Source organism: Clostridium tertium (genome assembly GCF_017873245.1).
Lineage (GTDB): Bacteria > Bacillota > Clostridia > Clostridiales > Clostridiaceae > Clostridium > Clostridium tertium.
In genome coordinates, this window is the sequence record NZ_JAGGJY010000001.1 from 616843 (window position 1) to 632923 (window position 16081).

General features: G+C 27.2%; 18 protein-coding genes. 15 read left to right on the forward strand and 3 right to left on the reverse strand.

Annotated features, from left to right (window positions below):
* The first annotated feature begins 11 nt into the window (after positions 1-11).
* From J2Z25_RS02875 to J2Z25_RS02895, 5 genes are all read left to right on the forward strand, one after another.
* A complete protein-coding gene (locus J2Z25_RS02875; protein WP_209738192.1) occupies positions 12-1106 on the forward strand; it encodes an ABC transporter permease in 1095 nt (364 codons plus the stop codon).
* Positions 1097-2167: an ABC transporter permease gene (locus J2Z25_RS02880; RefSeq protein ID WP_209738194.1), complete on the forward strand. Its 1071-nt coding sequence runs from the start codon at positions 1097-1099 to the stop codon at positions 2165-2167. The genes J2Z25_RS02875 and J2Z25_RS02880 overlap by 10 nt, the downstream gene beginning before the upstream one ends.
* A gap of 61 nt (positions 2168-2228) precedes the next feature.
* Positions 2229-2423 (forward strand): hypothetical protein, encoded by a 195-nt coding sequence (locus J2Z25_RS02885; RefSeq protein ID WP_097033432.1) that lies wholly within the window; start codon positions 2229-2231, stop codon positions 2421-2423.
* A 191-nt stretch (positions 2424-2614) separates the two neighbouring features.
* The gene (locus J2Z25_RS02890; protein WP_209738196.1) at positions 2615-3208 is read left to right on the forward strand and encodes a hypothetical protein; all 594 of its coding nucleotides are present in this window, start codon (positions 2615-2617) and stop codon (positions 3206-3208) included.
* A 51-nt stretch (positions 3209-3259) separates the two neighbouring features.
* Positions 3260-3829 (forward strand): dihydrofolate reductase family protein, encoded by a 570-nt coding sequence (locus J2Z25_RS02895; protein WP_209738197.1) that lies wholly within the window; start codon positions 3260-3262, stop codon positions 3827-3829.
* A 370-nt stretch (positions 3830-4199) separates the two neighbouring features.
* Here J2Z25_RS02895 and J2Z25_RS02900 read toward each other — a convergent pair whose 3' ends face one another.
* Together J2Z25_RS02900 and J2Z25_RS02905 are read right to left on the reverse strand one after the other, a co-directional pair.
* The gene (locus J2Z25_RS02900; RefSeq protein WP_008678706.1) at positions 4200-4547 is read right to left on the reverse strand and encodes a DUF2085 domain-containing protein; all 348 of its coding nucleotides are present in this window, start codon (positions 4545-4547) and stop codon (positions 4200-4202) included.
* Complete coding sequence (locus tag J2Z25_RS02905; protein ID WP_008678708.1) at positions 4540-4770, reverse strand: hypothetical protein; 231 nt, start codon at positions 4768-4770, stop codon at positions 4540-4542. Before J2Z25_RS02905 ends, J2Z25_RS02900 begins: the two co-directional genes overlap by 8 nt.
* Before the next feature lie 386 nt (positions 4771-5156).
* Here J2Z25_RS02905 and J2Z25_RS02910 point away from each other — a divergent pair, with 386 nt between their 5' ends.
* The 6 genes from J2Z25_RS02910 to recA all read left to right on the forward strand — a co-directional run bounded on the left by J2Z25_RS02910 (position 5157) and on the right by recA (position 10154).
* The gene (locus J2Z25_RS02910; protein ID WP_008678709.1) at positions 5157-5735 is read left to right on the forward strand and encodes a class I SAM-dependent methyltransferase; all 579 of its coding nucleotides are present in this window, start codon (positions 5157-5159) and stop codon (positions 5733-5735) included.
* Positions 5736-5747: 12 nt separating this feature from the next.
* The gene (locus J2Z25_RS02915; protein WP_209738199.1) at positions 5748-6620 is read left to right on the forward strand and encodes a class I SAM-dependent methyltransferase; all 873 of its coding nucleotides are present in this window, start codon (positions 5748-5750) and stop codon (positions 6618-6620) included.
* Entirely contained in the window at positions 6610-7833 is a 1224-nt protein-coding gene (locus J2Z25_RS02920; protein ID WP_209738201.1) for a radical SAM/SPASM domain-containing protein, read from the forward strand. Before J2Z25_RS02915 ends, J2Z25_RS02920 begins: the two co-directional genes overlap by 11 nt.
* 24 nt (positions 7834-7857) lie before the next feature.
* Positions 7858-8130, forward strand: a complete 273-nt coding sequence (locus J2Z25_RS02925) for a hypothetical protein (protein ID WP_209738203.1) — start codon at positions 7858-7860, stop codon at positions 8128-8130.
* Positions 8131-8469: 339 nt separating this feature from the next.
* The gene (locus J2Z25_RS02930) at positions 8470-8961 is read left to right on the forward strand and encodes a CarD family transcriptional regulator (RefSeq protein ID WP_209738205.1); all 492 of its coding nucleotides are present in this window, start codon (positions 8470-8472) and stop codon (positions 8959-8961) included.
* Positions 8962-8990: 29 nt separating this feature from the next.
* Positions 8991-10154 (forward strand): recombinase RecA, encoded by a 1164-nt coding sequence (recA, locus tag J2Z25_RS02935; RefSeq protein ID WP_209738207.1) that lies wholly within the window; start codon positions 8991-8993, stop codon positions 10152-10154.
* Positions 10155-10251: 97 nt separating this feature from the next.
* On the opposite strand, the gene J2Z25_RS02940 is transcribed toward recA, so the two are convergent.
* Positions 10252-10959, reverse strand: coding sequence for a FadR/GntR family transcriptional regulator (locus tag J2Z25_RS02940; protein WP_245173033.1), 708 nt, complete (start codon positions 10957-10959; stop codon positions 10252-10254).
* Positions 10960-11284: 325 nt separating this feature from the next.
* Between J2Z25_RS02940 and hypB the strand changes: the two genes are divergently transcribed.
* From hypB to J2Z25_RS02960, 4 genes are read left to right on the forward strand one after another with little or no spacing between them, the layout of a single operon-like run.
* On the forward strand, positions 11285-11956 hold the full coding sequence (hypB, locus tag J2Z25_RS02945) for a hydrogenase nickel incorporation protein HypB (RefSeq protein WP_209738209.1): 672 nt from the start codon (positions 11285-11287) through the stop codon (positions 11954-11956).
* Between the two features lie 24 nt (positions 11957-11980).
* Positions 11981-14659, forward strand: a complete 2679-nt coding sequence (locus J2Z25_RS02950; protein WP_209738211.1) for an FAD-dependent oxidoreductase — start codon at positions 11981-11983, stop codon at positions 14657-14659.
* Positions 14660-14700: 41 nt separating this feature from the next.
* Positions 14701-15042 (forward strand): hydrogenase maturation nickel metallochaperone HypA/HybF, encoded by a 342-nt coding sequence (locus J2Z25_RS02955; protein WP_209738213.1) that lies wholly within the window; start codon positions 14701-14703, stop codon positions 15040-15042.
* A 30-nt stretch (positions 15043-15072) separates the two neighbouring features.
* Complete coding sequence (locus J2Z25_RS02960) at positions 15073-16053, forward strand: DUF5692 family protein (RefSeq protein ID WP_209738214.1); 981 nt, start codon at positions 15073-15075, stop codon at positions 16051-16053.
* Positions 16054-16081: the final 28 nt, after the last annotated feature.

A 16081-nucleotide genomic window follows, 5' to 3' on the forward strand; every position in this document is an offset into this window, starting at 1 on the left:
GGGTGAGTTAAATGAAATTGATATATTATACAAAGACAACCTTAAAAGGGATGGTATCTAATGGAGCTGTAACACTTTTATACTATATACTATTTCCAGTTTTATTAGCAGCTTTTATGGGATTTTTTCAAAAAACACTTATGGATAGTCCATTAAAATTAGCAACTTTAAAAATTGAAATAAATGATATGGATAATAGTATTATGTCTAAAAATTTAATATCCTTTTTAGAAAGTGATGATATGAAGGAACTTGTTGAAATAACTGATAAAAAAGCAAATGTAGAAGTTTCAATTCCAAAAGGATATGAAAATAATATTGTATCTTTAAAAAGTGGTGAAATAATCATAAATAAGTTAGAAGAAGGCTATAGTAATTCTACCAATACCTTAAAAACTATTTTAGATAAATATCATGAAAGTCTTTATGTTAGTTTATCTGGAGGATCCAATGAAGATTTAGCAAAAGTTTCTGGAGAATCTGTTATTGAAAAAATAGATATAGATTCTAAAAAAACATCTAGTAGTTATGAAAAAATGGCTGCATCAATGATAGCCTTTGTAATAATTATGTTGATTTTTAGTCTTATACAATCTAATTATGCAGAAGTGAGCGTAAATCTTGATAAAAGGGTTGCATCAACACCTGTAACTAGAAAGCAATATTTTTATTATGATTCTTTTGCATTATTTGTATATTCAACTGTTATTATTTCAGGATATGTATTTTTCTTTAGAATTTCAGGAATAAGCTTTACTGGAGGTATTTTTCCTTTATTGATATTAATTTTAACTTCGTCTATGTTAGTAGTATCATTAAGTAAATTTGTTTACACCTTTTTTGGAGCTAAGTATGGTAAGGTTGTAGGAGCATTAATATTTACACTTCCTATAATAGGAATGGAAATGTTCACTGGAGAAGGAAATGCATTAAAAGTTTTATCACCAACACATTATATTTCAAAGTTATTTACTTTATATAATTTAAATGGAAGCTTTAGCGCCAATAATAAGGATTTAATATTAATTCTTTCTATTTCAATAATACTATTTATAATTGCAATATTAAAAATAAGTTTATCTAAGGAGGAAAGAAGATGCGTTTAATAAGATTAACCATAATTAATTTAAGAAGAAGTTTAAAAAATCCAGCTATCTTAATGATGACATTTTTCCTTCCAATGGTAGTTTTATTTGGAGTAGTTGGACCTAGCTCAAAGGAATCATCTTTAGGAAAGATAGGGATATTAGATAAATCTTCTGGTAAATATTCAAAAGATTTAATAAGTGATTTATCTGAAAAATATTCAATAGAAGAGTTAGATAGCGAAGCTGAAGATAAATATAATGATTTAAGAGATAAAAAGCTTGGAGCTATATATGTAATAGACAAGGATTTTGAAGAAAAAATAGACAATGGAGAAGTTCCTAAGATAAAAACTTATATAAATGAAGCTGGTATGGGTGCTGTTGTTGCAGATAATATTATAGCTGATCATATTAATAAGTTGCTTAAAGAAGGCATAAACGATGGGCTTAGTACCAACACTGTTAAAACTATAATAGTGGATAATTTTGAAGTAAATAAAGCTGATTATGTTCTTACTGTATTAATGATATGCTATTTTATGATGATAGGTGGATCTATATTAACTGATGATATAATTAAACTTAAAGCTCAAAAGGTTTTAAGAAGAACAATATCAACTGGAAATTCAGATAAAGTTATTTTAGGTTCCTTATATTTATCAGCATTTATTCTTCAAAGTGTAATAAGCTCAACAACATTAATTTTATCAATTAATATATTTAAAATAGAAAATTATAATTTAGGTGAAGGAATACTAGTTATTATGCTAAGTAGCTTAGTTACAACATCATTAATTATAGCTGCTACAAGATGGCTTAAAAATCAAACAATATCAAGTCTAGCTATTGTAGTTTTTGGCTTACTATCATTTGGTGTTGCAATGCTAGGAAGCGGACTTCAAGAATTTGATAATGTACCTCAAATAATAAATAGTTTAAGTATAATTTCACCTTTTTCATGGATGGTACAAATTATAAATGAAGGTAAAATAGTAGTGCCGATTGTAGTTATAATATTAATGTCAGCAGTATTCTTTACAGCAGGAAGCTTTAGACTTAGAGATTATGCTAAGGAGTAAATAGACATCTTATAAATTATTTGCTAAAATATAGTCAATAAATCTTATGGAGGAAAACTAAATGATTTCTAAGAAACAACTTAAAGATGAAATAATAACTTATGACATAATAACTTACAAAGATGAAGATGGAAAGCAAGTAGAATATGTTGAAGTTACTCTTACTGATAGAATTATTGATGTATATATGGATATTAGAGAAGTTAATATAGGTCTTATTGCAAATAAAATAATTGAAGATAATTTATACAAATAAAAAGTGGTGAAATTTAATATTTCACCACTTTTAAGCTAATGTATCCTTACCATTAATAGAACATAACCTACATATGGCTAAGATATATAGCTAAATATAATCTTCTATTTCTTTCTTAATGATAATATTTGAAGAATTTCTACTTATAGTATATTATTGTAAATAGAATTGTAAAAGGTGGGGGATTTTTTATGTGTGATATCAAAAGAAAAAAGGATATTAGTAAGATAAAGAAAAGTATTGAAGAAAAAATGGAAGTGCTTTTTGAAAAGGCTCATAAATATACTGAAAACTTAAGTCATGAGGATATAGTAAGATTACATGAAAATCATGTTAAAGATGTTTTTTATGCTTATATTAATAATATTCCTTCTCTACAAAAGATAGTAGTGGATATAGGAGAGAAAAAAGTATTAGAAGAGATTAAATCTAAGTTTATGGCAAATTTTCATTTTCATGAGAAGATGGTAAAGTGCGAAGAACTTAGGGATGATAGGAAAACTAAATATACAGAGGAAGAAATTTTAGAAAATAATAAGAAAATATCAAAATATATTGATGAAGTAGTAACATCAATTATTCAAGAATGTAGAGATTTAAATACTGAGGAAATAAAAGAAATACATATATTTATATTTAAACTTATATTCCAATCAGATATAGAACATATTCCTTGTTTTAAAAGTGCATCTAAAACTATGAATATAGATGTTATAAATAGAATTCACGATAGAAAAATAACAGAAACTATAAGTAAGTATATATCAATGATTAAAGAAAATTGAAATAAAAAAGATAATCTCTAGAGCGGAAAAATATAAGAAGGAGTAAGAGTTATGTCAAATAATATAAAACAGAGAAGAATAATATTAGATTTAGCAACTACTTTAGATGGTTTTATTGAAGGAAAAAATGGTGAGGTCGATTGGTGCATTATGGACACTGATATGGGGTTCACTAATTTTTTGAATGAAATTGATACTATTTTATATGGAAGAAAAAGTTATGATTTATGGGGACAATATATACCCCAAGACGAAGATTCCGATAATGAAAAAGAAATTTGGGAATTGATTAATAGTAAAGAAAAATATGTGTTTTCTAGGACTCAAATAGCTAGTGATAATCAAGCAATATTCATAAATGAAAATATTCTTGAAGAAGTAAATAAATTGAAGAATAAGCCTGGTAAAGATATTTGGCTATATGGGGGAGCAAGTCTTATTACAACTTTTATAAATTTAGGGCTTATTGATGAATTTAGATTATCTATTCACCCTGTTATTTTAGGAGAAGGAAAACCGTTGTTTACTGATGTAAAACAAAGATTGAATTTAAAAATGGTTAATGCCAGAACGTTTTCTTCTGGTGTTGTACAACTAATCTATCATTGGAATGGCAATTAATTTTTTACGAAGGAAAAAGCAAATGTCCTAATGTTAGATAGAATTTATATTAAAGGTGATAATTTAAATAATAAAAAAATTATAAAAGAAAATTATTAAGTAAAATAAAGCAAGTATTTTTATTACGAATATAAAGGTGAATATAAATATGAGTATAAATGGATATGTTCTATAAGCTATTTATATTCGCCACTTATATTTATCATTTTAAACTAATAAATGAAGTTTTAGTTACATAATAATATGAATTAAATTTTCGATTTTTATAAAATTTAGAATATAAGTCTAAATTTAAGCTATCTAAAATCAGTAAATTTTTATAAAATAAGATCATGATAGGTGATTTTTTATTGAAAGAAATATATAGTTATCAATTAACTAGTATTGCATAAAAATTAACTAGTGTACTTATTATACCAAAACCACAAAGAAATCCAGTGATAACTCGTCTTGTATTATTAGAAGGATATATTTTTTTATGTTGAATAAACCAATCAATAAACATAATTGCTGCAAAAATTAAACTTAAACTAATGGAGATTTTAAGATTAAAAAATAAAGCTAGTATACCTAAAAGATATCCTATTAACAAACCTGTACATCTTGCACACATAGGAAACTGATAATTATAAAAGAAAAAGCTTCTTTCAGATTTTTGATGACAAGTTTTAGAAAAAAGCTTCATAAAAAATAACCAAATCTTATCTTTTTTATTCATCTATAAATCTCTTTCCACAATCATTGCAAATGCATGTTGTTTTTTCTTTTTCACCTTCAGCACAGCATAGACCACACAGCAATCCAATAGGGCCAAGACATATGGTTCCTATAACTCCACTTGTTATATCAAAGTCCTCATTCTTCTTTTCTATTATGATTTTTATATTTTTACTTTTACAAAATGGGCATTCAACATTTTCCTTTGAATTATTGATATCCATTTACAATCCTCCATGTAATTATATTATCAATTATATTTTTACTTATATATAAAATTATACCATTATATGGGTGTATTATAAAATTATTTTTACGAATATAAGATATTTAATAGAAGTATTAGAATAAGATGAAATTAAATAATTTCAAATTAATATTATTTATCTTTATAATATCATATTCTAGATTCTCTTTTTAAATTCATTTGGTATATAAGATAAAATTATATCAACTTTATTTAAATTTACTATAATACTTAATTTAAACTATTAGACTTAATAAAAATACATATTTTAGAAAAATTTAAGAAATATATACAAAATTCGTAATGTTTACATGTTATTATATAATTAGTAAAAATTAACAGAAAGCTTGTGAGGAAGTCTATATGAGTTACTTATTTAAATATTATAGTAAGCAATATGATAAGTTTATGAAAATATTTAATTTAGATAAAAATAAAGAAATAGTAAAGGTACTAAAAGATATTAATAATTTAGAGATTTTAGATATTGGTGGGGGAACAGGAACTCTTGCAGATACTTTAATAAATTTAGGTGCAAATGTAACTATTCTTGACCCAGAGATTAAAATGACTAATATAGCTAAGGAAAAAAATAATAAAGTCAATATACTCAATGGATATTTAACTAATGTAGGTTTAAATGATGAATTATTTGATTTAATTATAATGAGGGATTCATTTCATCATATAGAAGATAAAGAAGAAACATTAAAAGAGTGTAAAAGATTACTAAATAATAAAGGTAAAATTTTAATTTATGAATTTGATAAAACTAATATAATAACTAAACTTATATATATTTTTGAAAGAAGTTGTTTTGAAAAAGTTAAAATGCTATCTAAAAATGAAATGAAAAAATTAGCTTCAAAGTATTTTAATAATGGTGAAATAATTGAAATATCAAGCTATGAGTATATATATTGGGCAGAAAAATCAAACTAAAGGGGTTATTTTATGAATACTTTAAAAGGGCTATTTAAAATTATAAAATTATTTTTTTCTAAAAGGTATACTAGTTTAAATGATATAGCAAATTCATATACAAGAGTAAGTAAAAATTATAATGAATACTTCTTAAAGGAAATGCATCAATATAATAAAGAGATGTTAGATAAACTTATTATAAGATATATTGATAATAAGGCTAACTCATCTCCTAAAATCCTTGATCTTGCTTGTGGGACAGGCTTTAATAGTAATTTTATAAATTCTAAAATAAACAACTCAAATTTTATCTTAATAGATATATCAGAAGGGATGCTAAATGAAGCTAAAAAGAATTTAAACTTAAATGCTAACTTTTTAAAAAGCGATATGTTATCTTTTTTAAAAAGCTCAAAAGACAATAGTTTTGATCTTGTTATATGTTCTTGGGCAATTAAATATCAAAATCCCCATGAAATTATAAGTGAGGTTTCTAGAGTTTTAAAAAAGGATGGATACTTTGCCGTAATAGTTAATTTAAAAGGTACATTACCAGAGGTTAGAAAAATATATTCAAAACTTGTTTTAAGAAACTATAAGAAAATAAATAAAATAATGAAAGAACTTCCTAATCCAATTCATCATAAGACTTTTACAAGATGGTTTGAAAAAGAAAGTTTTTCTAAAATAGAAGTAAAAAGTGGATCTCATATATTTACTTTTGATAATACAAAATCATTAGTATCTTTTGTAACATCTACAGGAGCTTTAGCTGGATTTGATGCCATGGTAAATATGGAAGATGAAGAGGTTAAAAGTTCAATGATTAAGTTATTTAATGATAAAGGAATAAAAACAATTACTCATAAATATGTTTGGGGGATTTTTAAAAATGATAAGTAATACAATACCAATTATGAAAGCAATGTTAAATAAAGATGTACGACGTAATTTTTTTTATATACATAAGAGATTTAAACAAAGTAAGGATTATAAGCCTATAAATGTTATAAAGTGTGGGATGAATGTTATAAAAAACGATAGGATAGCAGTTCATAATAACAACTTTGTAGTTAATTCATTTTTGCCACCTTTAAATAGCATAGCTTATAAAAGTATTGTAGATGCAGTTCCTGGAGAAAATGCTGAATTCTTTTATAATCATACTATTGGAAAAAGACTTGCTCCAATTTCTACATATATAGCTATTACAGGGAGATGCATCTATAATTGTTGGCATTGCAGTGCAAAAAGATTTATTAAAGATAAAAATGATAAATCAAAAGAAATGACAACATATGAAATAAAGAAAATAATAAAAGCACTTCAAGATTTAGGAGTTGGAATCATTGGATTTACAGGGGGAGAGCCTCTTCTTAGAAATGATTTAGAAGAAATAATAAGTAGTATTGATAATAGAAGTATTTCATATTTATTTACAAATGGCTATTCACTAAATCTTAATAAAGCAAAAGAATTAAAAAAAGCTGGTCTTTTTGGAGTAGGAATAAGTATAGACAGCTTATATAAGGAAAATCATGATAAAAAGAGAGGATATAGTGGAGCTTATGAAAATTCAATTTTAGCAATAAAAAATTGTAAAGAAGCTGGCCTTTATACTATGGCTCAAACTGTATGTACGAAGGAAATGCTAAAAAGTGGTGAAATATATAAGTTAGGTAAGTTTTTAAAAACTTTAGGAGTAGATGAAGTTAGAATACTAGAACCTATACCATGTGGGTCTCTTTTAGTAAAATCAGATGAAATATTCTCTAAAGAAGATAAAGAAGAATTAATAAAGATTCATATAAAATTTAATAGGGATAAAGAATATCCTAAAACATCAGTATTTCCATATGTTGAATCAAAAGATCAATTTGGATGTGGAGCAGGGGTGCAACATTCTTATATAGACAATGAGGGAAACTTCATGCCTTGTGACTTTGTTCCTCAATCCTTTGGAAATGTACTAACTGAAGATATAAAAGATATATGGGATAAAATGCATGGTAAATTAGGCAAAGCTAAAACCTATTGCTATGCAAAGAAATGTGATAAATGTAGCGATAATGAGTTACCTAGATATTATAAATTACTAAAGGGTGATATATCCTAATTATCATTAGAATTGAGGTAAGATATGTATTTTATAAAAAGTCATTTAAAGGTACACTTAAAATATTGGTATATGTATTTGTTAATAGCTGTTGCAATAATTCCAGGATATACAATTTCATTAATGTTTGCATGGTTTCTTTCTAATTTTGGATTTAATGAATTAATTTGTTTTATTATAGCCATATTATTAGGGGGAGCTATACTTAGTTTACCTTTGTTATTAAATAATTATAAAGTTTCAAAGGAGATAAATATTAAAAGAGGAAAGAAAATCAACTTAGTTTTTTTATTTTGATAAATCATATGTCATCGTATTTTTTATCTTGTACATTATATGTGATTTTATTGTATTTAAATAATTAAGTAATATATGTAATAATATCTTTTTAATAATTTCATTGGCAAGATAAGTTTACTTAATAAAGGTTATAAGTATATAGGTAAGTATGAATGTAAGCAAAATTTTTATAAAAAGTTCTGCTTACATACATTAATTTTTTTGTGCTACAATAATAGTAGAGTTCAATAGTTTTATTTTATAAAATGAATAACAATTAATAATAAATTACAGAAGTTTTTAAATGTGCATAGGTAAACGTTTACTAAACTTCTTTTTAACAAGGAGGCAATTTTAATGTTTAAGAAAGGTGATTTAATTCTTTATTCAGTTCATGGTATTTGTAAAGTAGATGATATATGTGAAAAAACAATTTCACATATTAAAAAACAATATTACATTTTACATCCTATAAATGAGACGAATTTAAGTATAAGCACTCCAGTAGATAATGATAAGGTAGCCATGTTAGAGCTTCTTACAAAAGAAGAAGCTCAGGAAACTTTAGAATTATTTAAAAATCCGGGTATAAATTGGATAGAAATAGATAGAGAAAGAAGCGAAGTATATAATGAAGTCATAAAGCAATGGAATCGTAGAGAAATAGTAAAAATAGCTAATACTTTAATAAGAACAAAGATTGATTTAGAGAATAATGGAAAGAAATTTCATGAAAAAGATAAAAAGATGCTATTAGATATACAAAGTATTCTTTTTTCTGAACTAGCATTTTCTTTAGATACTACTTCTGAAGAAATAGCCAAAACAGTAAATAGGTATGTAAAATAAATAATAATTAAAATAGAGGTGAAAATTTTTTGAATATTAATGATGAAAAACTTTTAGCAATAGATTCAGTTATGAAACAAATAGAAAAACAATTTGGAAAGGGTTCAGTTATTAAACTTGGGTCAAATCCAATAATGGATATAGAAACAATATCAACAGGATGTCTAGCATTAGATATAGCCTTAGGTGTTGGTGGAGTTCCACGTGGTAGAATAATAGAAGTGTACGGACCTGAAAGTTCAGGTAAAACTACAATTGCTCTTCATATAATAGCAGAAGCACAAAAGTTAGGAGGAGTAGCAGCGTTTATTGATGCTGAACATGCTTTAGATCCAGCCTATGCTAAAAATTTAGGAGTAAGTACTGAAGACTTAATAGTCAGCCAACCAGATACTGGAGAGCAAGCTTTAGAAATAACAGAAGCCCTTGTAAGATCAAATGCTGTAGACGTGTTAGTTGTTGACTCTGTCGCTGCACTTGTTCCTAGGGCTGAAATAGAAGGAGAAATGGGAGATTCACATATAGGTCTGCAAGCAAGATTAATGTCCCAAGCATTAAGAAAGCTTACAGCAGCAATAAATAAGTCACAATGCGTTGTAATATTTATAAATCAATTAAGAGAAAAAATTGGTATTATGTTTGGAAATCCTGAAACAACAACAGGTGGACGAGCTCTTAAATTCTATGCATCTGTAAGATTAGATATAAGAAAAATTGATACTATAAAAGTAGGAGAAAACATTTTAGGAAGCAGGGCTAGAATAAAAGTAATAAAAAACAAAGTTGCGCCACCATTTAAACAAGCAGAATTTGATATTATGTACAATGAAGGTATCTCAAAAGAAGGAAACCTTTTAGATATAGCTGTTAATGAAGATATAATAAACAAAAGTGGTACATGGTTTTCATATAATGATATAAGATTAGGACAAGGTAGAGAAAACTCAAAAGCATATTTAAAAGAAAATAAAGATTTAGCCTTTGAAGTAGAAAATGCAATAAGAGAAAAACATAACTTACCATTAGTAAAGGATACAAAAGTACAAGAAGGTGAAGTTAAGAAAGAAGATAAAACTAATAAAAAAGGGAAATTAAAAGAAGTGCTAAATAATAATTCTAATAAAATAATAGAAGAACTAGCTGTTGAAGATTATAAAAATGAAGAAGCAATAGTTAAAGAAATAAACTTATAACTAGAAAGTTAATTGTGAAAGTATTTATGAAAGCAAAGGATGTCGCGTCTCGCGACTCCCTTTTAAGTTGTTGATCTTAATATACTAAATTTTATAATTAATAATATATTTGTCTCTTACCATTTATAGTATCATTAATATTTGTAGTTAAACATTCTATAGCTTTTTTAGTCTCCTTTTTTTCTATGTAATCACACAAAATAGATGTATTATTTATTAAGGAATCTATACCATATAATATACAAAAACGTTCCCATAATGATAAAATAGGTGCCTTAAATGAATGGAAAATTAATGGTAAAAGAGTATTTCCAGAAAGAAAAGCCAATTCATGTTGGAATTGAAATGCTAAATTAGATGCAGTTTCAACAGAATCAGTTTCTTTCATTTTATTAACATATCCTTTTAATATCTTAATTTCATCTTCTTTAATTATTGGAATACATAGTTCTACTGCTAATGTATCTAATGCTATACGAAGTTCAAGAATAGAACGTATTTCTGCATCTCTTAATCTTCCACCATTATATTTCATAATAGAAATTAGTGTTTCCATAGTTCCATTTCTACGATAATCAGCGACAAAAGCACCAATTCTTGGTTTTATATTTAAAAATCCTTTCCTAGATAACTCAGCAATTCCAGAGTTAACAACAGCTCTACTTACTTGCATAGACTTAGCAAGTTCTCTTTCTGAAGGAAGCTTTTCACCAATTTGAAGTTTTCCAGATAAAATCATAGTTTCTAGTTCTTTAATAAATAAATCCTTTAATGTTGGAGAATTCAATTTTGAAAATTCTATCATAAAATACACCTCTCTAAGCTGAATCTGGTTCAACCAAATACCAATTATAATTCTATTTCAATATTATCCTAAAATGAATAAAAAGTAAATATTTTAAGATTGGTTCAAACATATATTAGTATTAAAGGAATATATTGACTTTGCATTGATAATCATGTTAAAATTTTATCAAGATTATCAATCTGGTCATACCAGATTTAAATAATCTAAAAATTTTTATTAAATAAAGAGTATTTTATAAAAGTAATATTAAGAATAAAAAGGGTTTAAGGATGCAATAAAAAATTCAAATTAAATATTCTTTATAATGAAGGAGGATAAGTATATGGAGAATTTTAGAATTCTCGAAATTAAACAAAGTGTTTTTGAAGACAATGATCATCAAGCTAATTTATTAAGAGAAGAACTAAAAAAAAAGAAAGTATTTTTACTAAATTTAATGTCATCACCAGGTTCAGGTAAAACATCAACTCTTACAAAAACAATTAATATATTAAAAAATGAAGTGAAAATAGGAGTTATGGAAGCAGATATTGATTCAGATGTTGATGCTCATACTATTTCTAAAACTGGAGCAAAAGTTATTCAATTACATACAGGGGGAATGTGTCATCTTGATGCAGATATGACAAAACAAGGCTTAGAAGGTTTAGAAACAGAAGATATTGATTTTGCTATTTTAGAGAATGTAGGTAATCTGGTATGTCCAGCAGAATTTGATACTGGAGCATCAAAAAATGCCATGATTTTAAGTGTTCCTGAAGGAGATGATAAACCACTAAAATATCCTTTAATGTTTTCAATTGCTGACGTGTTATTAATTAATAAAATGGATGTTATTAATTATTTTGATTTCAACTTGGAAGCTTGTATTGAACGTGTAAAAAAGTTAAATCCAAATATTGAAATTATTCCTATATCTGCAAGAACAGGTGAAGGTATTGATAAATTTGCAGAGTGGCTTAGAAAAGAAATTAAAGAATGGAATGAAAATTAATATTATTAGACTAGGAGGATAGAAATGGTAAAAGAAAAGGTGTTGGATCTTGCTAATCATATTAGTGGGAAAAAACGTGGGTCAAAAAATGAAATAAGGCCAGAAGATCCGGAATATTTAATTTTAGAACCTGTTGTTACAGAGGAAATGGCAGAAGTAGCACTTTGTATGAAGATACGTAAAAAAGCTACTGCTGAAGAACTTGCTCCTTTATGTGGTAAATCTGTAGATGAAACATCAAGGTTATTGTGGGATTTAGCCGTTGCAGGTGTTTGTTTTGTAAATACTATTAATGGGGTTGATACCTATTGGTATGACACATGGGTTCCAGGAATTATGGAGATGATGGTTAACAACAAAGAAAACGTTAATAAATACCCTCAAATTGCAGAAGCTTTTGAAGCATATGGAAGAGTAAGAGGACCAAAGACTACAGGTGCTTTTCCAGTTGGAGTAGGTTTAATGCGTGTTATACCTATAGAGCAAGCTATTGATGGAGAAACTAGAAAAGCTTCTTATGAGGAAGTTTCTAAATATCTTAATGAAAACGATATTTTTACAGTTTCAGATTGCTCATGTCGTACAGCGAGAAAAGTAATGGGAGAAGGATGTGGTCATTTAGCAGAAGATATGTGTATTCAAATGGGACATGCTGCAGAATATTATATCCGTACAGGTAGGGGAAAACAAATTACTAGAGAAGAAGCTTTTGAAATAATTAAAAGAGCTGAAGAAAATGGTTTAATGCATCAAATACCAAATCTTGATGGCTCAGGAAAGACTCATGCAATTTGTAATTGTTGTGGTTGTTCTTGTCTTTCATTAAGAACTGCTGGAATGTTTAAAAATGTTGATATGGTACGTTCTAATTATGTTTCAAGTGTAAACAAAGAAAAATGTGTTGCATGCGGAGAATGTGTTGTAAATTGTCCAGTTAATGCACTACAATTAGGCCCAAAATTATGCTCAACAAAACCACTTCCTGTTAAAAAAATTGAGACTCCACGAGATACAGAGTGGGGAGAAGATAAATGGAATCCAGATTATAGAATTAATAGAAAAAATGTTGTAGAAAGTGGAACAAGCCCTTGTAAAACAGAGTGTCCTGCTCATATTGCTATTCAAGGATATATAAAACTAGCTTCTCAAGGAAGATATAAAGAAGCTCTTGAATTAATAAAGCATGAAAATCCATTTCCAGCAGTATGTGGACGTATATGCCCAAGGAAATGTGAATCAGTGTGCACAAGAGGAGATATTGATGATCCAATAGCTATAGATGAAATTAAAAAATTTATTGCAGATCAAGACTTAAATAAAGAAAATCGTTATGTACCTAAAATTAAGCATGACTATAATAAGAAAATAGCTGTAGTAGGAGCAGGGCCTGCTGGTCTTTCTTGTGCATTTTTCTTAGCTGTTGAAGGTTATAAGGTAACAGTATTTGAAAAACAAAAAGTACTTGGTGGTATGTTAACACTTGGTATTCCATCATTTAGATTAGAAAAAGATGTAGTTAATGCAGAAATTGATATATTAAAAGAATTAGGTGTTGAGTTTAAGAATGGAATTGAAGTTGGAAAAGACATAAATTTAAAAGAATTGAGAAATCAAGGGTATGAAGCTTTCTATATTGCAGTTGGAGCTCAGTCAGGTAGAAAAATAGGTGTTGAAGGAGAAAATGCTAAAGGAGTAATGACTGGAGTAGATTTCTTACGCAGCGTTAACTTAGGTGAAGATTTAAAACTAAATGGAAATGTAGTTGTTATAGGTGGGGGGAATGTTGCAATAGATGTTGCAAGAACTGCTGAAAGAATAGGATCAGAAAAAGTTGATATATTTTGTCTTGAAACAAGAGATGAAATGCCAGCTCTTAATGAGGAAATTGAAGAAACTTTATCAGAAGGAATCAATATAAATAATTCTTGGGGGCCAAAGGCTATTGTTACTGAAAATGGAAAAGTTACTGGGGTAGAATTTAAAAAATGTATATCAGTTTTTGATGAAAATAAGAGATTCAATCCAATTTATGATGAAAACGATATATTATTTGTAAAAGCAGATACAGTGCTGCTTTCTGTAGGGCAGTCAATTGACTTAGGAAATTTAATTTCAGATAGCAATATAGAAATTAATTCTAATAATACAATTAAGGCAGATCCTTTTACCTATCAAACAGGAGAATCAGATGTATTTGTTGGTGGAGATGCATTTACAGGACCAAGATTTGCTATTGATGCCATTGCAGCAGGTAAGGAAGGAGCTATTTCAATACACCGTTATGTTAATCAAGGTCAAAGTTTAATTATAGGAAGAGATAGAAAAGAATATTACTCGCTAGATAAACAAAATATTGAACTTAAGGGATATAATAAATTTCCAAGACAAAAGGCAAGCCATGGTGATGGAAAAGAATCAAAAGAAACATTCAAGGATTTACGAGGAACTTTTACAGAAGATCAAATAAAGAAAGAAACAGAACGTTGTCTTAGCTGTGGTGCTACTGTTGTAGATGAATTTTTATGTGTAGGCTGTGGAGCATGTGTAACAAAATGTAAGTTTGATGCTATATCACTTGTTAGAAAATATGATGGAGAAGGGGTAGCATATGAAAATTTAAAACCAGTAATTATTAAGCAAGTTCTTAAACGTAAGGGGAAAATAGCTATTAAAAAAGCTATAAATATATTTAAGACAAACTAATAATATTATATGTTACTAGTTTTAAATGGAGGAGAGTTTATATGCATGAAATAGGGGTTTTAATTGAAGTTGTTAAGAGCGTAGAAAAATTTGCAAAAATCAATAATGTTAAAAAAATAGATACATTAGTTTTGCAAATTGGAGAACTCTCTTCAATGATTCCTAAATATATGAAAAGTTTATATCCTGCTTCAATTGAAGGTACTATATTAGAAGATTCAAAATTAGAAATTGAAATATTACCAGCTAATGCTTTATGTAAGAGTTGTAATAATGTATTTAATATAATTCTTGATAAAGGAATATGTCCTAAGTGCAAAAGTAAAAATTGTGAAATATTAAGCGGAAAAGAGTTTTATATAAAAGAAATTATTTGTTATTAAAAATGAATAATTATAATAGGGGGAAAGAATATGTTTAGTTTTAACTATGAAGGAGGAGCATCCTTCTTTTCAGTATGGGGTGTTTGGGTTGCAGTATTTTTAATTTTATTTTTATTAAATGAATTTTCAAGGCGTTCTAAATTTGGCGGTTTTTTATGTTTTGTAGTATTACCAATTGGACTTTCTATGCTATGGTTTACAGTATTGAAAGACACTACTTATACAGATTGGTTTCATTTGGCTAAGGTGTATTCAGCAGTAGCAGGATGTATTGGATTTTGGTGTATAAGACATTTACATGGGAAAAATAAAAGAACAGGGAAAGAATGGAGATTGGCAGATAATAAAATAGCATTATGTTTTCCGCCACTAATTCTTGCAATTAATATTTTAGAAGCAGTTACACGTGATATTCAAGTTGGACTTCAATATGCTGGAGGAGGAATTCTTGAAGATGGAAGTATGTATGTATTAGGTGGCCCTTGGAATTATATGAATGCAATTGCAGGAATTTTAAATATTATTACAATTACAGGATGGCTAGGTATATGCATCCGTAAAAAAACTAATAAAGATAAAAGTCAGGATATGTTATGGCCTGATATGCTTTGGTTTTGGATAATAGCTTATGATTTATGGAATTTTGCTTATACTTATAATGCTTTACCAGGACATTCATGGTATTGTGGTTTTGCACTATTACTTGCACCAACAGTATGTGCTTTTACTATAGGAAAAGGTGCATGGCTTCAACACCGTGCGCAAACATTAGCATTATGGTGTATGTTTGCACAGACATTTCCAGCCTTTATTGATAAAGGTAAATTTGCTGTTTCATCTACCTATAATGAAAACTATTTATTTATTTTCAGTTTATTAGCACTCCTTTCTAATATTGGTGTTGCTATATATATGATTTATAAATCTAAAAAAACAAAACGTAATCCATATAAGAATGAGCTTTATATAGACTTAAAGAAATATAAGGAAGTAAATGTACTAGCAGAATAATTATTAATTTTAAAGGAGGAAGTTTATT